Origin of the sequence: Methylobacterium gnaphalii (assembly GCF_007992215.1) — a bacterium.
Classification (GTDB): Bacteria; Pseudomonadota; Alphaproteobacteria; order Rhizobiales; family Beijerinckiaceae; genus Methylobacterium; species Methylobacterium gnaphalii.
Window position 1 is genome coordinate 1 of sequence record NZ_BJZV01000033.1, and the last position, 21,540, is coordinate 21,540.

16 protein-coding genes and 2 pseudogenes are annotated in these 21,540 nt (G+C 64.8%); 4 read left to right on the forward strand and 14 right to left on the reverse strand.

The genetic code is table 11. The features are described 5' to 3' along the window. Positions 1 to 92: 92 nt before the first annotated feature. Positions 93 to 352: pseudogene (locus MGN01_RS20030) on the reverse strand (arsenical resistance protein ArsH); the annotation flags it as partial. A gap of 169 nt (positions 353 to 521) precedes the next feature. Here MGN01_RS20030 and MGN01_RS20035 point away from each other — a divergent pair. Beyond that, positions 522 to 1,403 carry a bestrophin family protein gene (locus MGN01_RS20035; protein WP_147048603.1) on the forward strand — a complete coding sequence of 294 codons (882 nt, stop codon included), beginning with the start codon at positions 522 to 524 and terminating at the stop codon, positions 1,401 to 1,403. Between the two features lie 312 nt (positions 1,404 to 1,715). Here MGN01_RS20035 and MGN01_RS20040 read toward each other — a convergent pair whose 3' ends face one another. The 13 genes from MGN01_RS20040 to MGN01_RS20105 form a co-directional block, all read right to left on the reverse strand. Beyond that, positions 1,716 to 2,471: a DUF72 domain-containing protein gene (locus tag MGN01_RS20040; RefSeq protein WP_147048604.1), complete on the reverse strand. Its 756-nt coding sequence runs from the start codon at positions 2,469 to 2,471 to the stop codon at positions 1,716 to 1,718. Between the two features lie 872 nt (positions 2,472 to 3,343). After that, complete coding sequence (locus MGN01_RS20045) at positions 3,344 to 4,399, reverse strand: SLAC1 anion channel family protein (protein ID WP_147048605.1); 1,056 nt, start codon at positions 4,397 to 4,399, stop codon at positions 3,344 to 3,346. A gap of 53 nt (positions 4,400 to 4,452) precedes the next feature. Beyond that, a complete protein-coding gene (locus MGN01_RS20050; protein WP_147048606.1) occupies positions 4,453 to 5,241 on the reverse strand; it encodes an SDR family NAD(P)-dependent oxidoreductase in 789 nt (262 codons plus the stop codon). A 6-nt stretch (positions 5,242 to 5,247) separates the two neighbouring features. Then, positions 5,248 to 7,470, reverse strand: coding sequence for a xanthine dehydrogenase family protein molybdopterin-binding subunit (locus MGN01_RS20055; RefSeq protein WP_147048607.1), 2,223 nt, complete (start codon positions 7,468 to 7,470; stop codon positions 5,248 to 5,250). A 10-nt stretch (positions 7,471 to 7,480) separates the two neighbouring features. Then, positions 7,481 to 7,927, reverse strand: coding sequence for a (2Fe-2S)-binding protein (locus MGN01_RS20060; protein ID WP_147048608.1), 447 nt, complete (start codon positions 7,925 to 7,927; stop codon positions 7,481 to 7,483). 103 nt (positions 7,928 to 8,030) lie between these two features. Beyond that, entirely contained in the window at positions 8,031 to 8,987 is a 957-nt protein-coding gene (locus MGN01_RS20065) for a GlxA family transcriptional regulator (protein WP_147048609.1), read from the reverse strand. A 595-nt stretch (positions 8,988 to 9,582) separates the two neighbouring features. Continuing rightward, positions 9,583 to 10,179 carry a 3'-5' exonuclease gene (locus MGN01_RS24015; RefSeq protein ID WP_210246090.1) on the reverse strand — a complete coding sequence of 199 codons (597 nt, stop codon included), beginning with the start codon at positions 10,177 to 10,179 and terminating at the stop codon, positions 9,583 to 9,585. 449 nt (positions 10,180 to 10,628) lie between these two features. Next, on the reverse strand, positions 10,629 to 11,357 hold the full coding sequence (locus tag MGN01_RS20075) for a response regulator (RefSeq protein ID WP_147048610.1): 729 nt from the start codon (positions 11,355 to 11,357) through the stop codon (positions 10,629 to 10,631). Further along, entirely contained in the window at positions 11,354 to 14,071 is a 2,718-nt protein-coding gene (locus MGN01_RS20080) for a DUF4118 domain-containing protein (protein WP_147048611.1), read from the reverse strand. The genes MGN01_RS20075 and MGN01_RS20080 overlap by 4 nt, the downstream gene beginning before the upstream one ends. 21 nt (positions 14,072 to 14,092) lie before the next feature. Beyond that, entirely contained in the window at positions 14,093 to 14,698 is a 606-nt protein-coding gene (locus MGN01_RS20085) for a K(+)-transporting ATPase subunit C (protein WP_147048612.1), read from the reverse strand. A 54-nt stretch (positions 14,699 to 14,752) separates the two neighbouring features. Beyond that, positions 14,753 to 16,840: a potassium-transporting ATPase subunit KdpB gene (gene kdpB / locus MGN01_RS20090; protein WP_147048613.1), complete on the reverse strand. Its 2,088-nt coding sequence runs from the start codon at positions 16,838 to 16,840 to the stop codon at positions 14,753 to 14,755. Positions 16,841 to 17,080: 240 nt separating this feature from the next. After that, positions 17,081 to 18,796 (reverse strand): potassium-transporting ATPase subunit KdpA, encoded by a 1,716-nt coding sequence (gene kdpA / locus MGN01_RS20100; protein WP_147048615.1) that lies wholly within the window; start codon positions 18,794 to 18,796, stop codon positions 17,081 to 17,083. A gap of 21 nt (positions 18,797 to 18,817) precedes the next feature. Further along, on the reverse strand, positions 18,818 to 18,907 hold the full coding sequence (locus MGN01_RS20105) for a K(+)-transporting ATPase subunit F (RefSeq protein WP_147048616.1): 90 nt from the start codon (positions 18,905 to 18,907) through the stop codon (positions 18,818 to 18,820). Positions 18,908 to 19,675: 768 nt separating this feature from the next. Between MGN01_RS20105 and MGN01_RS20110 the strand changes: the two genes are divergently transcribed. The 3 genes and pseudogenes from MGN01_RS20110 to MGN01_RS24680 form a co-directional block, all read left to right on the forward strand. Further along, on the forward strand, positions 19,676 to 19,996 hold the full coding sequence (locus MGN01_RS20110; RefSeq protein ID WP_238258684.1) for a GNAT family N-acetyltransferase: 321 nt from the start codon (positions 19,676 to 19,678) through the stop codon (positions 19,994 to 19,996). Between the two features lie 323 nt (positions 19,997 to 20,319). Next, complete coding sequence (locus MGN01_RS20115; RefSeq protein WP_147048630.1) at positions 20,320 to 20,805, forward strand: winged helix-turn-helix transcriptional regulator; 486 nt, start codon at positions 20,320 to 20,322, stop codon at positions 20,803 to 20,805. Positions 20,806 to 20,944: 139 nt separating this feature from the next. Beyond that, positions 20,945 to 21,238, forward strand: a pseudogene (locus tag MGN01_RS24680) (HlyD family secretion protein); the annotation flags it as partial. Between the last annotated feature and the right edge of the window lie 302 nt (positions 21,239 to 21,540).

Below are 21,540 nucleotides of genomic sequence, written 5' to 3' on the forward strand. Positions count from 1 at the left end.
TCGTTGAACCGGCTCGTGGACTCTTCGATCGGGTATCGGATGCCCACGGCTTTTGCAGGGGATAGCTCTGGCTATAATCGCCGTGAGCGGGATCATCGCAACACTGAGCGCTTTACGAACCTGATATCGGCAGCGATCGCCTTCAGGCGATCAGATTCGCGCTCCTTCCGCTCGCTGTAGCGACCGACGAGATAGTCGGCCGCTCGCGAGTGAGGAGGGTGAACCTCATCAGCTCCTCGCAGACGCCGGCGACGCGCTCGTAGAGCAGCCCCGGCTTCATGCGACCATCGTCGTCGAACTCCTTGTAGGCCATCGGCACCGACGACTGGTTCGGGATGGTGGTCATCCGCATGGGTGGCGACGGGAGCGAAGGCGATGAGCGCAAAGAACTGGGTCCATAAAGAGCAAGGTGACCAGCAGGTCGTGACGGTGGCAGTGGCGACGAACGGTAACCGCGCTTGGCTGTTCGGTAGATCCAGATGCATCTAGGTGCCGTCGAGAGCATATTGAGCCGAGGCAGAATGTTAGTCCGTAAACGACCGGGGCCGCTCGCCATTCTGTTCACTCTGCATGGGTCGATCTTGCCGCGGGTGGCGCTGAAGATCGCCTTTGTCACGCTGGTAGCCTTCCTGGTTGTTGCAGCGGAAAGGCATTGGCCCGAAGTCTTGGGCTTGAATGCAGGCGTGGCGCCCTTCACGCTGGTGGGGCTTGCGCTGTCGATTTTTCTCACCTTCCGAAACAGCGCTTGCTACGAGCGCTGGTGGGAGGCCCGGAAGCAATGGGGCCTCCTCATTGTCGCGTCGCGTGGCCTCGTTCGCACAAGCTTGGCGCTTTTACCTGGAGCCGAGCACGAAGTCCGACGGCGTCGAATATTGCTCCGCTTGGTCGGCTTCGCCCACGCCCTGCATGCCTCGCTTCGCTCTACAGATCCCTCGGCCGCACTGGCAGCCTGGCTGCCTGAGGAAGAATTCCGATCCCTGTCGCAACGCGCTGATGCGGCTGATTCAGCACTGCGCTTTATCGCTATCGACCTCAGCGAGGCTTATCGGATCGGCGCCCTGAGCGATGTGCTCTACAACCTCTTCGAGACAAAGCTTGATGCGCTGTCGCAGATTCAGGCAGCCTGTGAGCGCACAAAGAACACGCCGCTTCCGTTCGCCTACACGCTTCTGATCTACCGCACTTCGTGGCTCTACTGCACGCTTCTTCCGTTCGGCCTCGCCTCTTCTTTAGGTTGGACGACGCCGCTTGTGACAGCACTCGTTGCCTACACGTTCTTCGGTCTCGATGCGTTGGGTGACGAACTAGAGGAACCATTCGGGTTGGAGACGAACGATCTGCCTCTCGATGAGATTTTGCAGAGTATTGATAGCGTTATTTTAGATGCTCTTGGCGAAATGTAGCCACCGTCGGTTTCGCCTATTTGATTGGTGCGATCCGCTGATCGGCGCCAGGCTCTCGTTGTTCAATAAGACCGTCTATACGGTCTTAGCACCTCCGATTGTGGTCGCGGGCATTTTGAGCGCGCTCGGTCCCTGGCTTGGTAATTCCAGGATTCCGCAAGCCATCGCTGCATCACATTCCGGGGGACTCAGCCGAGTTGTCGATGAATTCAAATTGATCTCGGCTTATCGACTTGATGGGTCTCTTGTATTTTGAGGTCATATTACTGATAAAATTCGTCTATTAACCTTCATAATCAATGGAAACGCGTATTAAACCCATCTGCGCGTCACTCGCTGCAAACGTTCGCACGTCGAGAGTGCATCGCCTGCAGCGGCATAGTTCGCCGTGTTGTCGAAGATACACCAGTTTGGCAGCCCATCCCTTGCTTCAGCAGAAAGGCGCCGCGCTAACGCGTCGAGCGCATCTGGGCTGTAGGGCGAGTAGTAGATCTTCGGAGAGCCGTGCAGTCGATAATAGGATAAGCCTCGCCAACCACCTGGCTCGCTCGCTTCAGGCACTGGGGCCGGATCAGCCGCGACACGGGCAATGCGCAGGTCCGCCAGTAGCGCGTCGACGCTGGGTGCGAACCAACTCGGATGCCGCGGTTCACAGACGACGTTTGCTAAGGCAGCGCGCCTGAGGAGCTCCAGGAACTTGCCAGTCGTGTTGGTCTGAAAGACGAGCGAGGGCGGCAGTTGCAGGAGAAGTATGCCGAGTTTTTGCTCGAGCCCAGAAACCTCTTCAAGAAATCGCTTGAGCAACTCGTCTGCGTTCTCGAGGAGCCGCTCATGTGTGATCGAGCGCGGAATCTTCACCGCAAAGCGGAACTGCTCTGGCACGGACGCGGCCCATCGCGCGTAGGTCGTAACGCGATGCGGCCGATAAAATGAAGTGTTGATTTCGACGGCGTTGAAGCGCTGTGCATAGCGTTCGAGATGGCTGCCCGAGCTTGGAAACTGATCTGTGTAAGCTTTCGGAATGCTCCACCCGGCTGTTCCGATAGCGGTGACGTTCTCCAGGTCCATCGTTCTCATCACATGGAGGACTGTAAGGGTCGTTGTAGCATCAATGCGAGGAAGCGACGGACCTGCGCTTGCACGACCTCGAACATGTCGGCACGACCTATTCCTGCGCGGGGATCTCGACCGAGCAGATTCACGTGTTCCTGGCCCCCCTACCATGACACCGACCGCGAAGCCTCGGGCGGCGCCGCCGAGGGCGAGCACGAGAATATCAAGTTGGTGGAGATGCCTCTCGCTGACCTCGCCGGGATGGCCGCGACAGGGCAGCTGCGGGACTTGAAAACCCTGGCCCTCGTCCTGACCCTCCAGGCACGGCATGGGCGCCTCTTTACCTCCGACGGACGGTCCGAAATCGACTGACGCACATCCGGCGCCTAATAGCGCTGGCCCAGGGCGAGCGGGCGTTGGCCCCTCTGGCCTCCGTCGCCGCGAGTTCGGCGCCAGGGGCCTGCTCGTTCAGAAAGGGGGGCCATCGCAGTCAGGAACCGCTCCGGCACCTGCAACTAGGAAACCTGCGCGCAGCCGGGCAGGATCGTGAAGCGATTGTCCGGTAGCTCAGCCGCAAGCTCCTACGAAATCGGCGGCGGCGCTTCGTCATGCTCGCCGACGAGCACCAGCACAGGCAGCCAGTCCATCTCGTCGTCATAGGAGCAGGATGCGCCAAGGATACCTCGGCAGAGCTCGTGGGTGCAGAAGACACTCCCTTACCAGACAGGCTGCTCTTCTAGGACTTCGATGTGGCCTCACCCGACATCCGACAAGCTCTCGAACGTTGTCGGACTGGTTAGTTATTTCGCGGATATGACGTTGCGCTCCGTTGATGCCAACATTCCGCGCGCGAGCTACTCATCCATTCTGATCGAGGCGCTCGATCTTCACTGCGCCAGCGTGCGGAGCTCGCCACGAGCGAGACCAATCAAGGTCCGAGCTAGCAACGAGGCGATGACCAGCGTCGTAAGCATCAACAGGCTAAGCGCGAGAGCATCGGTTGCTGGTCCCGGCTGGACCGTCGCGACGCGCAAGGCCGCAACGGTCACTGCAGCGAGGGGAAAGCTCACGCCCCACCATGACACGCGAAACGGACATGCCCGACTAAAAAGAGCGAGCTTCGGCAGCAACACAGCAAGCAGGAACAGAGCAATCGCGAAGAGCGACTCCGCAAAGAGATCGATCACGCCCGTCGTCGCCACATAGGCCGAGAACCCGACCGCGAAGGGCGCCAGCAGAATCAAAAGCGACGGCTGCAATGCGGCCGGCAGCGGAGTCTCGAACAGAAGGCGCGATAAGATCAGCGTGAACAAGGGCAACGCGAAGAACAACCCCACTGCCAGCCCGAAGACCATGACGCCCTGCATCGGCGGTAGACCGAGCACGGGAAGGGCTAGCGGCACGTCCAGGAGGCCGACCACCGGCACGATCCAGGCCGGCGTCGCATGCGCGACCTGCTGCCGATCGCTGAGCCAGCGGCTCATGATCAGCCACGCGAACAAAGTCATGCCACAGGCCCCGACGATCCACGACACGCGCGCCACGGCGAGGCTCAGGGGTGCTAGCGGGATCGGCAGCAAAAGCAGGCTGATCAGCGGAGTGCCGAACAGGTTGCCGGCGATGGGGTGCCGAAACTCAACTCGCACAGCTTGCGGGGCGATGCAGGCTTTCGCAACGTAACCCGCCGCGATGGCGACAAAGGCGACACTGGCGATGACGCCGACGGAGGGGCCGATCCAGGCTGGTGCTCCGTATCGGGCATGCGCCAATGCCCAAGCGACGCTCAGCCCCGTCAGACCCATCACCGCCGCGAACAGGCCGACAGGCAGGGCTTCGACCTGCCGCCACCCTCCCGGTGGCAGTGCTTGGTCCGAGCTTCGATGGGCGGTCAGAACAGCTTCGGAGGCCGATGTGCCCGGTTCATCCTGAACGACCTGCAGCATCGTCAATTTCCTCTCCCGACGGCATCGGATGTTACCTCGTCTCACTCAAGACCTTAGCGGCCGGCTGGCACGCGATGGAAGAGGTTCGGACCGAGGCGAAACCGGGCTGCCTCGACGGCTTGCCAGTCGGCGATATCCGGCAGCGAACAGATCGTGACGGTCTCGCCCGCGTCGAGACCGGCGAAGGCCGCCGCCACGAGATCGCCGGCCTCCATGATCATCTCCGGCGGAATCTGCCCGATATCCGCGCCTACCCTGTCGAAGAACTCGGTGCGGGTGACGCCTGGCAGCAATGCCTGGAGCCGCACGCCCTTGCCGCCGATCTCGGCCGCGAGACCCTGCGTCAGCGCGAGGACGAAGGCCTTCTGCGCGGCATAGCCGGCGTTGAAGCGCTCCGGGATGAGAGCGACGGCCGAGGAGACATTGACGATGGCTCCGCCTCCCCGGCCGACGAAGGCTCTCGCCGCCGCGAAGGTCAGAGTCTGCAACGCCCGGACGTTAAGATCGAGCATCCCGTCGTAGAGCTCCGCCGGACTGTCGAGGGACGGCCCCAGAGGGCCAAGCCCGGCGCAATTCACGAGGAGCCCGAGGCCCGCATCGGTGGCGACGCGATCCCGGACCAGTGCGAGGTCCGCCGGCCGCGTCAGGTCGGCGGCCATGACCTCGACGGTCATGCCGGTCTCCCGGCCGATGCGGTCGGCGGCCGCCTGGAGGCGGGCGGCATCGCGGGCGACGAGGATGAGGCCGTGACCCCGGACGGCCAGTTGCTCGGCATAGGCCGCGCCGATCCCCGAGGAGGCGCCTGTTACGAGCGCGTGGCTGTGTGCTGTGTCATGGCGGATCCTTCGTCAGACGCCGGAGAGCTTGGTGTTGGCGACCGGCAGCGCGCGGATCCGCTGGCCGGTGAGCGCCGCGATTGCGTTGAGGACGGCCGGCGGCACGCCCGGCAGTCCCGGCTCGCCGACCCCGCCCATTGGCGCGCCGCTCTCGACGATGCGCACATGGACCTTCGGCATGTGCTCCCGGCGCAGGACCGGATAGGTGTCGTAGTTCTGCGATTGCCGCACGCCGTCGCGGTAGACAATCTGCTCGAACAGCACCGAGGACAGGCCGAGGGCCGCCGCCGATTCTACCTGCGCCTTCACGATGGCCGGGTTGACGATGCTGCCGGGGTCGAATGCGATCCAGAGGTTGTGGACTCGGGCCTCGCCGCCCTCCACCGAGACTTCCGCGATGGTCGCGGTCTCCGATCCGAAGGGCGAGGCCATGGCAAGTCCCCGGGCGCGCATCTCACCGTCAGTGCGGTAGGCACCGCGCTGCCAGCCGCCGGACATCTCTGCCACCGTCGTGAGCAGCGTCCGGTGCCGGTCGTTGCCCTGAAGGAGTGTCATGCGCAGCGCGAAAGGGTCCTGCCCGCCGGCCTGGGCAATCTCGTCCAGGAAGCTCTCGTAGAACGCGTCGTTCATCGAGTGCCCGACGGAGCGCCAGAAGGCGATGTTCACCGGGTGGGCGACCTTCGTGAAGGTCATGCGCCGGTTCGGCACCGCATAGGGCTTCTCGACGATGCCCTCGACCGCCGAGGGGTCGACGGGGGTCTGCATCATCATGCTGAAGTAGCGGCCGATCGGACCCTCGCCGACAGTGCGAACCTCGATCGCCGTCGGCTGGCCCGCTGCGTCGAGGGCCGCCCTGAAGCGGCTGAAGCTCAGGGGACGCACGGCGTCGCGGGCGAACTCCTCCTCCCGCGACCACAGCACCTTCACGGGGCGGCCGGTAGCCTTGGCAAGGAGGATTGCTTGCGGGAATGGGTTGCCCGCCTCGTAGGTGAAGTGGCGGCCGAAGAAGCCGCCGAGCATCGGCGAATGGATGCGGACCTGGGCCGGCTGCAACCCGGCGACCTTCGCTGAGACCGCCTGGAACACCTCAGGCATCTGGTTCGGGAGCCAGACGTCGAGGGTGCCGTCGCTGTCGAAGCGAGCAATGGCTGAGGGCGGCTCCAGCTGGGCGTGGGCGAGGTAGGGAGCCTCATAATCGGCCTCTACCACCTTGGAAGCCTTGGCGAAGGTCGCGGCCACGTCGCCCTGCTCCTCCGCCACGTGTCCCAGCTCGGTCGAGGTCTTGAGGGCTGCGAGCATGCCCTCGGACGAGAAGTCAGCCGCGACCGTGTCGATGCCGCTGGGCTTGGGCGCAGACCACTCGACCTTGAGGGCCTCGACGGCCTTGCGCGCCCGCCACCAGCTGTCGGCGGCAACCGCCACCGCGCCTGGCAGGCGGTGCACCGAGTGGACACCCGGCATCGCCTTCACGTCATCTTCGTTGGCGAGGCTCGTGGGCTCCGTGCCGAGGCGCGGCGCGTGCTGCACGGCAGCGTAGAGCATCCCATCGACCTTCTGGTCGATAGCGTAGACCGCCCGGCCCGTGGACTTGTCCCGGACGTCGAGGCGGGGGACCGGCTGGCGGATGTAGCGGAAGGTCGCCGGGTCGCGCAGCGGAACGCTCTCGTTCGGCTTGAGCTTCAGGGCGTCGACGGCGAGGTTACCATAGGAGAGCGATCGGTTCGTGGCCGCGTGGAGCACCATCCCATCGCGGGTGGTGAGTTCGCCGTCCTGAACCTTGAGCCTGGCGGCCGCCGCGCGGATCATCAGGTCGCGGGCGGTCGCACCGAGGCGACGCATGGTCTCGTAGCTCGACCGGGTGGAGAAGCTGCCGCCGGTCATGCGGATGCCGTTGACGACGGCGTAGTCGGGGCCGGGCGGCGCACATTCCACGACGAAGCGAGAGGGCGGAACGTCGAGTTCCTCGCCGACGATCTGGGCCATGCCGGTGGCGATGCCCTGGCCGCCCTCCACGAAGGGGCTCAAGAGCTTGATGGTGCCGTCCGGGTGGATCTCCAGGAAGGCGGCCACCCGCGTTCCGGGCTTCGGCGCGAGGGCGCCCGCGCCCTCGGCGGGGCCCTGCGCCTCGGCGTGGGCCATGCGCGCCGGCAGGAGTGCACTGAGGACGAGGGCGCCTCCCGCACCGGCGAGGAAGCGGCGGCGGGAGGGGGCTGCGGCACGGAGGAGTGGGTGCATGGCAAGCTCCTCAGGCGGCGGCCTGCCGCACGGCGGCGGCGATGGCGTTGTAGGTTCCGCAGCGGCAGAGATTCGTCATCGCCTCGGCAATGTCGCTGTCGCTCGGGTGCGGCGTCTGCCTGAGCAGGGCGGTGGCGGCCATGACCTGACCGGACTGGCAGTAGCCGCATTGCGGCACCTGCAGCGCCACCCAGGCCTCAACGACCTTCCGGCCGACCGCGTCCTGCTCGATCGCCTCGATGGTGGTGACGGCTTGGGTGCCGACGCTCTCCAGGGGCACTTGGCAGGACCGCGTCGCCTGGCCGTCGAGATGGACGGTGCAGGCCCCGCACTGGGCAATGCCGCAGCCGTATTTCGTCCCGGTCAGGCCGAGCGTGTCGCGCAGGACGAAGAGCAGCGGAGTATCGGGCTCGGCATCGACTGAATAATGGCGACCGTTGATTGTAAGGTTCACCATGTCCGCGAACTCCCGCCAGTAAGCAGCCCCCAAGGTCATGCTTAAGCAGAGGTCTCGGAACAAACTACGTCATAATTGCCACGTTTCCGGCCGTGTGGGCGGCTTAGACGACGGCGAGAGGCCCAGCCGCCCGGCGGATCGCCCGCGGGACCTCTCCCTGGACGCGGAGGAACGCCCGACGCATCCGCTCGCGGTTGGCGAAGCCGGCGGCATCGGCGATCTCTTCAATGGGCAGGCGGCTCTGCTCCAGCATGTGCTTGGCGGCCTCGACGCGCATTGCTTCGACCGCTTTAGCCGGTGAGACGCCCGTCTCGGCCCGGAAAGCCCGCGTGAACTGGCGGGTGCTGAGGCAGGCAACCGCCGCGAGATCCTCGGTGGTCAGTGGCCGCTGTAGGTTCTGCCGGGCGTAGGCGAGAACGGTTTGGATCCGATCGCTCGGCGCGTCAAAGTCGAGCAAGGCGGAGTGCTGGGCTTGGCCGCCGGCGCGACGACGCTCCATGACGAGGCCCCGCGCGACGGTTCGGGCCACTTGCCGGCCATGATCGCGCTCGACCATGCCGACGGCGAGATCGATGCCTGCCGACATACCGGCGGAGGTCCAGAGATTTCCGTCACTGACGTAGATCTTGTCGATGTCGAGGTTGCAGTCAGGGTATCGCGCGCGGAACTGGGGCGCGTATCGCCAGTGGGTTGTGGCGCGCCGACCGCTCAGCAGGTCTGCGTCGGCCAAGGCGAAGGCGCCGAGGCAAAGACCCGCCAAGCGGCGGGTGGAACGAGCCGCCTCCTGCATGTAGGCGACGAGATCCGGGCTCGGCTCAGGCAGGCTGATGCCCGCGGCCACGATGATCGTGTCGAAGGCGGACGGGTCGCTCAGTGGTTCAGTTTCTATAGCGGGGCCACACCCTGAGCGAAGGAGCCCACCCGTCTCCGACAGCACACGGATGTCATAGGTCGTGTCGGCGACGTATCGGTTAGCGACGGCGAAGGGCGAGGTGGCGGCCAAGCCCATGAAGTCGAAATCCGGGCAGAGCACGAGGCCAATGCGCCGGACGCCAGCCATCAAAAATCTCCCGAACCGCCCGCCTGTCCAAATTCTACATCAGGTGGAAGTCGAGGCTGGGCAAGCGGGGCGACCGAAAACGAGGCATATTCGTCCGGCACCAACCTCGTCTGTGAGCACCGACGTCCACTCAGAGGCGCCTTGAACGGCAAGGTCCGCTTTGGACAAAGGTCAGCTTACAGGCATAGCGACGAAGCTCATCCCACTATGAGCGGCCATCCATGCGGCTAGGCTGATCGGAGGTTATGCTGCGCCAAGGATCCGGTGGTTTAGGTCTTGAGCACAGAAGGCATTGCCTCGCGGGATAAGCAGTTTTCCTAGGACTTCGCTTACCCTCCAATCCACTCTGCCATGGATACGGCCCGATGTGCCCCGCGCGAAATTTGGTTCCGCAAACGCCTTCCGGGTGCCGAAATCGGGCTCTTGTTTCGCACTGCCGACTTGGCACGGATGTGGCCCATTTGCGCCGCTAATGCGCCATGCGAGTTACTTGTCTCTCGCGTAATCAGCTAAGACGTTGATGTAACTGGAGGCACTTATCTGCTTGGAGAGCTGGGTCCTCCACCTTCGGAGGGCAACGCTCTATCCAGCTGAGCTACGGGTGCTGACCGTGCGCCGTGAGTAGCTCAAGCTGCGGTCTCGTGTAACGGCGGAGCATTGGCGGCGGAAGCCGCTCATAGGAATGAAGGCGAGACGCTCCAAAGGTAAAAGTCACACGTTCGAATCGTGCCGGGTGCGCAAGAGCATTTTGTGTAAGGCCAGAGAGCCGACGATGTGCTCTGGATGCGGATGGGATGCGCCGCGAGTGTGCCGTTGCCGGGTCACCAAAAATCGTCGAGGAACTCCGAGCCCGATGAATTCCCGTAATGAGCAGGCGATCGCGCACGCGGGCGCTGGCAACGTAGAGGAGATGGGGCTCGGTCTCGTAGACCTCCTCCAGCTCTGCCTCGTCGCTCACCGTGTCGATGCGCCCCTGCGAGGGAAGCACACCGTCGTCGCACGCGAGCACCACTACGACCTTGAATTCCAGGCCCTTGGCGAGATGCATCGTGCCGACGGTCACGCTCTCGCCGGCTGCGCTTAATGCGTCGCCCGGCTCGACGGGCGCAAAACCGGCAGCCAGAGCGACGGCTGGGGCGCGATCGAGCTGAGCGTGTTCTGTAGTCGCTTGTGCGTGCGTCTCGCTTCTCATGCGTGATGCGTCTCAGCGGTCATTTTTCGAGTTCCCGCTGAATGTCCTGTGACGTGCAAAACACACTTGGAGGTGGACAAATACCGGACATTTACCGGACACCAGCAGGACATTTGGCGGACAGATCGGTCTCTAGGCCGATAGTTCGCACATGACATTTGGTGGACAGCCCTGGGTCTCAACGTCCTGTGTTTGTCCTATGACTGCGGCCTAGTCGAACGGCTCAACAGGTGCGCTGGATCTCCATGGCGCGGTCTATGAGGTGGTCCAATTTAAAAGGCCTCCGACGAGGGTTACTGAGCTTCACGCCCGGCTTTACAGTCTTGCACTTCTATAACCTACTTCTAACCGGGGGTTCTCCCTCCCTTCATTGGGCTGACTACGCCAGGTAGATGCGGGCCGCTGCTGTTTGTACGCAGCGGCGAGCGGGATCACGGGAGCGTCTCCGCTTATGTGGGCCCAGCATTGTTGGCAGCGAGGGTCTTCGGGTTCGGTTCGTCGTCTGCAGCCTTCAGGCGGTATCCGACGCCGGTCTCGGTGAGAAGGATACGCGGGCGCTCTGGATCGAGTTCCAGCTTCTGGCGCAGCTGACGCATGTAGACCCGCAGATATTGCGGGTCCGAGGAAGTCGAGACCGCGTTCATCAGTTGCGCGTGGGTCAGAACCTTGCCGGCATGCAGCACCATCACCCGCAGGAAGTCGTATTCACGCGGCGTCAGCTTCACTTCAGTCTCGTCGACCTTCACGATGCGACGGACGAGATCGACGGAGAGGGTATCGACGCGGAAGATCGGGCGCTCGCCCTGCACCGCGAGCTGGTGGCGCAGTGCCGTGCGCAGGCGGGCCAGCAGCTCGGCCATGCCGAAAGGCTTCGTGACGTAGTCGTCGGCCCCGAGATCGAGGGCTTCGACTTTACCGGTTTCGTCATCGCGGCTCGACAGCACCAGCACCGGCAGGCCGGAATGGTTCGCGCGGATCGAACGCAGCAAGTCGTGGCCGCGCATGTCGGGCAGGCCGAGATCAAGGATGACGAGGTCGACTCTCTCGCGGCCGAGCAACTGCTGCGCTGTGTTGCCGTCCGGTGCTTCGAGGATGGAATAACCCTGAGTCGACAGGCCAGTCCGCAATAGCCGGCGGATTGGCGGCTCGTCGTCGATGACGAGAACGGTGGCGCTCATGCGGCGATGTTCTTCGGCGCAATTTGGTCGGGAACCGGCAGCGTCACGATGAAGGCCGCGCCACTGCGGTCCCGCCGGTTGGCGGCAGTGACGGTGCCGCCCATCGCCTCGACAAAGCCGCGGGATATGGCGAGGCCCAGCCCTGTCCCTGCCCGGACCCGATCGCCCTTGTGGACCCGGTAGAACTTGCTGAACAGCCGCTCGACATCCTCGTCGGGCAGGCCCTCACCCTCGTCGAGGACTTCAATGCGCACGTGGCGCCCCTCGGTCCTCGCCCGCACGGTCACGGTGGAACCCTCTGGCGCGTATTTTGCCGCGTTGTCGAGGAGGTTCACCAGAGCCTGCTCGAACAGGACTGGATCGAGCTGTAGCGCTGGCATGTCCGGCGCCACCCCGACCGCGACTCGATGCTGGGCGAGCACCTTCTGGGTCCGACGCAGGGCGGTATCGATGGTCTCAGCGACGTCCTGAGCTGAGAGGTTGGGGGCAACGGCGCCAGCCTCGAGGCGGGTCATATCGAGCAGATTCACGATGAAGCGGTTCAGCCGCTCGGATTCCTCGATGATGGTCGCCAGGAGGTCGGCCTTGGCATCGGTGCTCAGATCTGGATCGAGGTCGCGCAGGGTGCTCGCGGCGCCAAGCACCGATGCGAGCGGCGTGCGCAGGTCATGCGAGATCGAGGTAAGAAGTGCCTGTCGCAGGCGGTCGGTCTCGGCTGCGCGCTCAGCCCTGTCGAGATCCTCGACCAGACGCACCCGCTCAAGGGCGAGGGCCGCCATATCGGCCAGGGTATCAAGCAGACGCCGGCCCTCTGGCGTCAGGATCGGCCCTGTGCCGTCGCGATCGAGACCGATCAAGCCGATGGTGCCGCGCCCGGTATGCAGTGGGAGAAACAGGCGCCTTGCCCCCGGCAGCGTGTCCGCGCCCCGGCCGGCGGGCCTGTCGTTGTCAAACGCCCATTTGGCTGCAGCGAGATCGGCAGTGTCGAGCATGTCCTCGGGGGGATAGCCGGCCTGCACTGACACGGAGTTCCCTTCGGGCAGGAGCAGCACGACGCGCACCCTCAAGATCGCCGCGATCTGCGCCGAGGTCGCCCAGAGCACGTCGTCGAGGGTGCCGCAGGCTGCGAGCTTGCGAGAGAAGCCGAAGAGCCGCTCCATCGAGCGGGCATGGCCTTGGCTGACCATCGCGGTCGACCGGGCGCGTGCGGCGAGGTTGGAGACCAGCACTGCGACGAGCGCGAAGAGCAGAAAGGCCGCGACATTGGTCGGGTCGGCGATGGTGAAGGTGTAGACCGGCGGCAGGAAGAAGAAGTTGTAGGCGAGCGAGCCGGCCACCACGGCCAACAGCGAGGGCCAGAGGCCCCAGCGCGTGGCGACGCCGACGACGGCCGTCAATAGGAAGAGATCGGCATTCTCGACGCCGGCATAGGGTTGGAGCAGGAGCGCCACGCCGAGCCCGAGCGCCGTTGCGGCGAGGGCCATGATGTAGGCGCCCGCATCGAAGCGCCTGCTGGGTGCGGCTGTGGCGACAGCCCTGCGCGCGGCAGGCTCCGGCGTCGCGACCTCGCCCGGCACAACATGGATGCTGATGTTGCCGGAGAGGCTCACCAGGGTGTGCACCACCGAGCCCCGGACCAGCTCGAACAACCAGGACCGCGTCGCCTTGCCGACGACGATGTGGTTGACGTTGGCCGAGCGGGCGTAAGCCAAGATCCCTTCGGCGACACGCCGCTCCCCCGGTAGCGTGACGGTGTCGCCCCCGAGCCTGTCAGCGAGACGCAGGGCCTCCGCGATGCGGTCCCGCTGCGTCTCGCGGAGGGAAGCTGCCCGCGGCTCTTCGACGGACAGCGCCGTCCAGGGCGCGTGTAGCTGATCTGCGAGCCGCTTGGCGTAGCGCACGAGCCCGGTGGCACGCGGGTCTTCGTTCACGCAGACCAGCACGCGCTCGCCGGCCGCCCAGGGGCCGGCGATGGCGTTGGCGCGCATATGGCTGAGAAGCTCGTCATCGACCCGGTCGGCCGTGCGCCGTAGCGCTAGCTCGCGAAGAGCGGTGAGATTGCCCCGCGAAAAGTAGTGCCGCAGGGCACGTTCGGCGTTGGTCGGGACGTAGACTTTGCCCTCCTTCAGACGCTGGATCAGGTCGTCCGGGTTGAGGTCCACGACCTCGATGTCGTCGGCGCGCTCGAGGATCAAGTCGGGCACCGTCTCGCGCACGCGGATGCGCGTGATGGAGGCGACGATGTCGTTGAGGCTCTCGACATGCTGGATGTTCAGCGTCGTCAGCACGTCGACGCCGGCGTCGAGCAGCTCCTCGACATCGTGGTAGCGCTTTGGATGGCGCGAGCCCGGTGCGTTGGTGTGAGCCAACTCGTCCACGAGCGCGAGGGCGGGCCGGCGGGCCAGCAGCGCGTCGAGATCCATCTCTTCCAGGATCGTGCCCGCGTAGGGCACCCGGCGCCGCGGGACGGTCTCGAAGCCCTCGACCAGCGCCTCCGTCTCGGCCCGGCCGTGGGTCTCGACGATGCCGATCACCACATCGGCGCCCGCTTTGAACCGCGCGCGGCCGATGGCGAGCATCTCGTACGTCTTGCCGACGCCAGGGGCGGCGCCAAGGAAGATTTTGAGGCGGCCGCGTGTCCGCTCCTCTCGGCGCACCGCTTTGAGCAGCGCGTCGGGTGAGGGACGGACGGGGTCGCGGCCAGTCTCGGGCATGATGGGATCTTATCGAGGCGCTCAGCGCCGAGCGAGATCGTCCAGCGCCAGGTTGAGGGCGAGCACGTTCACCCGTGGCTCGCCGAGGAGACCCAACAGGCGATCCTGAACGTGGCCGTCCACCAGGGCTCGCAACGTGTCTTCGGAGACATTGCGCGCCTTGGCGACGCGCGGCACCTGAAACAGCGCAGCCTCGGGCGAGATGTCGGGGTCGAGGCCTGAGCCACTCGCGGTGACGAGATCGACCGGCACCGGCTGCCTCGGATTCTCGGCCTTCAACTTCTCCAGGTCACCCTTCACGCGCTCGGCGAGTGCCGCGCTGGTCGGGCCGAGATTCGAGCCAGAGGAATTGGCCGCGTTATAGGGAGCCGGAATGGTCTTCGAGGCATCGGCCGGATCGGGCGCGGTCGTCGCGGAAGGCCGGCCGTGGAAATAGCCGTCGCTCGCGAAGTTCTGACCGATCAGGCTGGAGCCGACGACCTTGCCGTCGCGCTCGATTAGGCTGCCGGCGGCGTCGGCTGGGAAGATCACCTCAGCAATCCCCGTGACCGCGAGCGGATATGCGAGGCCAGTGATCGCCGTCAGAGCGACGAGCAGGACAAGGGCGGGACGGAGATGTGAGAGCATGGCTGGTCTCGGTTGAAGATGAGAAGGTGATCGGATTCGCTGGGGCGACTGAGGTCACGCCAAGTGGAGGGCGTTGACGGCGAGGTCGATCGCCTTGATGCCGATGAAGGGCACTATGATGCCGCCGAGGCCGTAGATTAGTAGGTTGCGGCGGAGCAGTGAGGCGGCACCAACGGCACGATAGGCCACGCCCTTCAGGGCGAGCGGGATCAGCGCGATGATGATCAGCGCGTTGAAGATGATCGCCGACAGGATCGCGCTCCGCGGCGAGGCTAGCCCCATGATGTTAAGCGCCTGGAGCTGCGGATAGAGCGCCAGGAACATTGCCGGGATGATCGCAAAATACTTTGCGACGTCATTGGCGATGGAGAAGGTGGTCAGTGCACCGCGGGTCATCAGCAACTGTTTGCCGATGCCAACAATTTCGATGAGCTTAGTCGGGTCGCTGTCGAGATCGACCATGTTGCCGGCCTCGCGGGCGGCGACCGTGCCGGTATTCATGGCAACCCCGACATCGGCTTGGGCGAGCGCCGGCGCATCATTGGTGCCGTCGCCGCACATGGCGACGAGTTTTCCTACAGCCTGCTCCTTGCGGATCAGCGCGAGCTTATCCTCGGGCGTGGCCTGGGCGAGGAAATCATCGACGCCAGCCTCCGCCGCGATGGCCGCCGCCGTCATCGGGTTGTCGCCGGTGATCATCACGGTGCGGATGCCCATCTGGCGCAACTCCGCGAAACGCGCGCGGATGCCGCCCTTCACGATGTCCTTGAGATGGACGACGCCGAGCAAGCGTCCGTCGCGGGCAACGGCAAGCGGAGTGCCGCCGGCCTTAGCGATCTCTTCTGCGATGGCCCGGATCTCGCCGATTGTCTCGGAGACGTCGTCCGGGTGGAAGGCCAGTGCGGCATTGCCGTGCGTCGCGGCCTGCGGCGCGCCCGCGGAGGCAATGACGGAATCGACCGCACCCTTCCGGATGGACGAGCCATCGAGATCGACGCCCGACATGCGCGACTGTGCGGTGAACGGCACGAAGGTGGCGTTAAGGCTCACCATGTCGCGCGCCCGGATGCCGTATTTCTCCTTGGCCAGCACCACGATGGAGCGGCCTTCCGGCGTCTCGTCGGCGAGCGAGGCGAGCTGGGCGGCATCGGCCAGCTGCGTTTCGGAGACGCCGCGCACCGGGCGGAACTCGGTGGCCTGACGGTTGCCGAGCGTGATGGTACCGGTCTTGTCCAGCAGCAGCGTGTCGACGTCGCCCGCCGCCTCGACGGCGCGGCCGGACATGGCGAGCACGTTGAAACGCACCAAGCGGTCCATGCCGGCAATGCCGATGGCCGAGAGCAGCGCGCCGATCGTCGTTGGGATCAGCGTCACAAAGAGCGCCACGAGCACGATCAGCGGGATCGAGCCGCCGGCGTAGCCCGCAAAGCTAGGGATTGTCGCCACCGCGAAGACGAAGACGATGGTGAGGCCCGCGAGCAGGATGTTCAGCGCAATTTCGTTCGGCGTCTTCTGGCGGGCGGCGCCCTCGACGAGCGCGATCATGCGGTCGACGAAAGTCGTACCAGCCGCGGCGGTGATCCGAACCTTGATCCCGTCCGAGAGCACCTGCGTGCCGCCAGTCACCGCCGAGCGGTCGCCGCCGGATTCGCGGATGACGGGGGCGGACTCGCCGGTGATCGCCGCCTCGTTGACCGATGCGACGCCCTCGATGACCTCGCCGTCGGAGGGAATGAGGTCGCCCGCCTCGACGAGCACGACGTCGCCGACCTTGAGGCTGGTGCCCGGCACCGTCTCGTAGGCGCATCCCGTGCCGGTCAGGCGCTTGGCCATCATCTCGGTGCGCGCCCGGCGTAGGGAGTCTGCCTGGGCCTTGCCGCGGCCCTCGGCCAGCGCCTCGGCGAAATTCGCGAAGATCAGAGTGAACCAGAGCCAGAGGATGACCTGGCTGGAGAAGAACAAACCACTGCCGCCTGTGATGAGGTCGCGAACGAAAAGCACGGTGGTCAGCGCGGCCACCACCTCGACCACGAACATGACCGGGTTGCGGATCATGGAGCGCGGGTCGAGCTTTCGCAGGGAGCCGGCGAGCGCGGGCCCGATCAGGGCGGCGCTGAACAGGGATTGGTTCTGACGGGACATAGAAAGTGCGTCCGATAGGGAGCGAGGGGACCCAGTGCGACGCGCCGGGCCATGTCGGTTCAGGCGCCGGCTGTCAGGGAGCAGGTGGCCATAAGGGCGAGGCCGCCGAGCAGGCTGACGCCGAGCACAGCGAGGATTAGGTTGGAGACCCGCCTCGGCGGTGATGCGGCGGCTCTGGCGCGGGTTGGGCTGCGCCGCCTGAGCAAGCGCAAGCCGCGAGGTGGGATGCCGGGGCGCATCTCAGCCCCCCGTCGCGAAGGTCTGTCCGGCCGCACCTGCGAGGTGTTCGACGACGGGGCCGAGCGCGAGCGAGGGGAAGAAGGTAAGTCCGCCGACGATCAGGATAACGCCGACGAGCAGCCCGACGAACAGCCCACCATAGGTCGGGAAGGTGCCGGTGGAGGCCGGGACCGTCTTCTTGGCCGCGAGCGAGCCGGCGATGGCGAGAGCTGGCACTATGACGAAGAAGCGCCCGACCAGCATACCGACCGCCAGCAGGCTGTTGTAGAATAGCGTGTTACCGGTGAGGCCACCGAAGGCCGAGCCATTGTTGGCCGCCGCCGAAGTGAACGCGTAAAGGATTTCCGAGAAGCCGTGTGGGCCGGCATTGGCAGGCCCCGCCAGACCGGCCGGCAGCACCGTAGCTAGCGCGGTGCTGCCGAGCATCATCAGCGGCAGGCAAAGGATGGCGAGCAGGGCCATCTTGACCTCACGCGCCTCGATCTTCTTGCCGAGATATTCCGGCGTGCGCCCGACCATCAGGCCGGCCACGAAGATCGCGACGATGACGAAGACCAGCATACCATAGAGGCCGGCACCCACGCCGCCGACGATGATCTCGCCGAGCTGCATGTTGATCATCGGGATCATGCCGCCAAGAGCCGTGAAGCTGTCGTGCATGGCATTGACCGCGCCACAGGAGGCCGCCGTTGTCACCACGGCGAACAACGCTGACGCGACGATGCCGAAGCGGACCTCCTTGCCCTCCATGTTGCCGCCGGTCAGACCGAGGCCGCTCAGCACGGAGCTTCCCGCCGCCTCGCTGACGTAAGTGACCGCGACGCCTGCCAGGAACAACACACCCATGGCGGCGAGGATCGCCCAGCCCTGGCGCTCGTCGCCCACCATGCGGCCGAAAACGTTCGTCAGCGCCGCGCCGAGTGTAAAGATAGAGACGGTTTGCACGAAATTGGATAGCGCAGTGGGGTTTTCGAAGGGATGCGCGGCGTTGGCGTTAAAGAAGCCCCCGCCGTTGGTGCCGAGCATCTTGATAGCGATCTGACTTGCTACCGGGCCGACTGCGATAGTCTGCTTTGCACCTTCCAAAGTCGTGATGTCCACGTAGGCCCCGAGGGTCTGCGGCATGCCCTGCGAGATCAGGAATAGCGCGTAGACGAGGCAGAGTGGCAGCAGCACGTAGAGGGTGCAGCGGGTGAGATCGACCCAAAACGAACCGACAGTCCGCGCCGAGGCGCGCGCGAAGCCGCGGATCAGCGCGACGGCGAGGGCGATGCCGGTCGCCGCCGAGAGAAAGTTTTGGTGCGTCAGCCCCAGCATCTGTGAGAGGTAAGAGAGTGTGTTCTCGCCGGCGTAGTTCTGCCAGTTCGTGTTGGTGATGAAGCTCGTCGCTGTGTTGAAGGCGAGGTCGGGCGCGACTGCCGCTTGGTCCATCGGGTTCAGCGGCAGGGCCGCTTGTAGGCGCAGAACCGCGTAAAGCAGCAGGAAACCGAGCAGGTGAAAGGCGAGCATGGCGAGGCCGTAGCCGAGCCAAGTCTGTTCGTGCCGTTCGTTGACGCCGGCGACACTATAGAGTCCGCGCTCGACGGGTGCGAGCAGGGGTGAGAGAAAGGTGCGCTCACCGGTGAAGACCCGGGTCATGTAGAGCCCGAGCGGCTTCACGAGCGCCAGCACGATCGCGCAGAACAGCGCGATCTGGATCCAGCCGTTGAGTGTCATGGGATAGCCCGCGAAGGCCGCTCAGAACCGCTCGGGGCGGACGAGGGCGTAGGAGAGATAGATGAGAAGCCCGGCGGTCACGACGGCGCCGAGTGTGAGATCGAGGGTCATGGCGGCCTCCTTCAGAGGCGCTCGCAGAGCGAGACGTAGCCGGCGGCGATTGCGAAGAACGCAAGTCCCGCTGCGATGAAGACGATGTCGGGCATGGAATCTGTATCCGTTTGGCGGAGCTGCCGCGGACGCACCGCGGCAGACGCCGGCCGACCCGGATCGTGGCCGGGAACCGCATTAGGGTTCGAGACGGGAGGCGGGCCGATCTTATAAGTGTCGCATTAGGAACGTTGACTCCTTAGGCCATCGGATTCGGACATGCGCTGGCCACCTCAAGAGTGAGGTGAAGCGTCCAGCAGGCCGCTAGGGAATAGAGTCTCGTGGCAACGGGCGTCTGAAGACTTGTAGGCGCCCTCCGAAAGGGGCCGCGCCGCGCCTTCGGCAGCGGGCCAAAGCACTGGCGGCAGAGATTTGCCTCGCGGTCCGCCAAGGATCTGTCGCCGATACTATCGGGCCCATAAGGCGCTCCCCACCAGAGGGGCCAATTTCTCTAGGACTTCGTCTAAGCCGAGCGGGGCGCTGCAATAGAATTCGAACTGCGGTCATGAGCTTGGAGCACACGCTCGGGAAGGCCGCGGTATTTTCTTTGCGCTACGTCCTCCTGCGAAATTGCGTAGAGGTCGAATGAGTAGTCGTTACGGGTTGGAAATACGGGCTGCCACTGGGTCGGATGCGCCAGGAATTGCGGAGCTGATCAGTTTCTACCAGCCATCAACTCCAGTGGCGGAGGTGACAGATCGCATTCAGGCCATACAGCGCGCCCATGGAATGGTCCTGATCGCTCTCGAATGGGGGCCGCCAAGCGGCATTATTGTCGTCCATTGGCACCAGACCCTTGAATTTGCTCGCCCAGTCTCGGAGATCTCAACGCTGTTGGTGAGCCCAGACGCCCGTCGGCGAGGTATCGGTCGACTTCTGCTGAAGGCGGCAGCTCGTGCTGCACGTCAGGCGGGATGCGAAACGATCCGAGTATCCGGTGTTCCACCAAAATCCGAGTTGCAGCAGTTCTGCGCGGCCAACGGCTTCTTGAGCGAGGGAGTTTGCTTGCACCGTCCGCTGCGAAAGGCAGGCGGTCGTGGCGATGATTGATGGACGGAGCACGTTCTGACGGTCGTATATCCGTTCAACGGGATCAGCCCATGGATTGTTGACCTCCAGCGGCGCCACGAATTCCTGCTTCGGCCGCGAGTTCTCCGAGGTTGTCATCGAGGAACTCATCTATGGCGATCCGGTCGGGAGTGCGCCCCTCTAAGGGCTCGCCGACGTGATTATGCCGGCTGCGACGATTCCTTCGCGCGGCTGGTCCACTCTTCACAGCTCCACACCCGATGAGCCCGATGCAGCGCAATTTCCTCGGCCCACGTGTGCAAAGTCACTTGCATCATGAAAGCGACTCAGATGTAAGTATCATCATGCAACGCAAGTCCTTCGATCAGATGCCATGCCCCATCGCCCGGTCCCTTGAGGAGGTTGGCGAATGGTGGAGCATCCTCATCCTGCGTGACGCCTTCTACGGGCTGGCGCGCTTCGATCAGTTCGCTCAGAGCCTCGGCATCGCCCCCAACATGCTGACGCGCCGCCTCAAGGGGCTGTGCGAAGCGGGTCTCATGGAGCGGCGGCTCTATGAGGAGCGCCCGCCACGCTACGAATACGTCCTCACCAACAAGGGCCGCGAATTCCGCCCCGTGCTCTGGACGCTGTTCGCTTGGGGAAACCGGCACCTCGCGCCAGAGGGCGAAAGCGTTGTGCTGGCCGATCCCCAGACTGGCCTGCCCATCGAGCCGGTTGTTGTCGACGCGCGCACCGGCCGCCCGCTGGCGAAGGGCGTGCGCGTGGTGGCCGGCCCCGCGGCGACGCCACGTCTGCGTGCCCGATTCGCACCGCGGACCGGGATCTGATCGGTAGGGGCAACCGACGATGAGCGGCACCGCAACGATCGATACCCTGATGGCCACGCCGGCTCCGGCACAGGAGAAAGGGGCGCGTAAGCGGCCCTCGATCAAGCGCCTCGCGCTTGTCGGCGTCGCTCTTCTCGCGATGGTCGGCTGGGCTTTCTACGGCCGTTACTGGTGGGATACCGGGCGGTTTCTCGAGAGCACCGACGATGCCTATGTCGGCGGCGACGTCACGGTCATCGCGCCACGCGTGTCGGGCTTCGTCGCGGAGGTGCTCGTCGCCGACAACCAGCGTGTCCGCGCCGGTGACCTGCTGATCCGCATCGACGACCGCGATTATCGCGCAGCACTCGCCAAGGCTGAAGCCGCGGTGGCCGCTCAAGAGGCGGCGCTCCTCAACCTCGACGCCAACCGTCATCTGCAGGAGGCAGTGATCGCGCAGGGCAAGGCAGACCTCGCTGCGGCAGCGCCGAGGCCGCGCGCACGCGTTTCGACTACACCCGCTATCGTCAGCTCTCGGCCAACCAATACGCCTCTGAGCAGCGCTTCCAGCAGGCGGATGCCGACGACAAGAAGGCCTCAGCCGCCGTCGACAAGGCCAAGGCGAACCTCGAAGCAGCCGAGCGCCGGATCGCGGTTATCGACACGCAGAAGCGGCAGGCCGAAGCCGCCCGCGAGCAGGCCTGGGCTGAACGTGACACCGCCCGGATCAACCTCGGCTATACCGACATCCGTGCG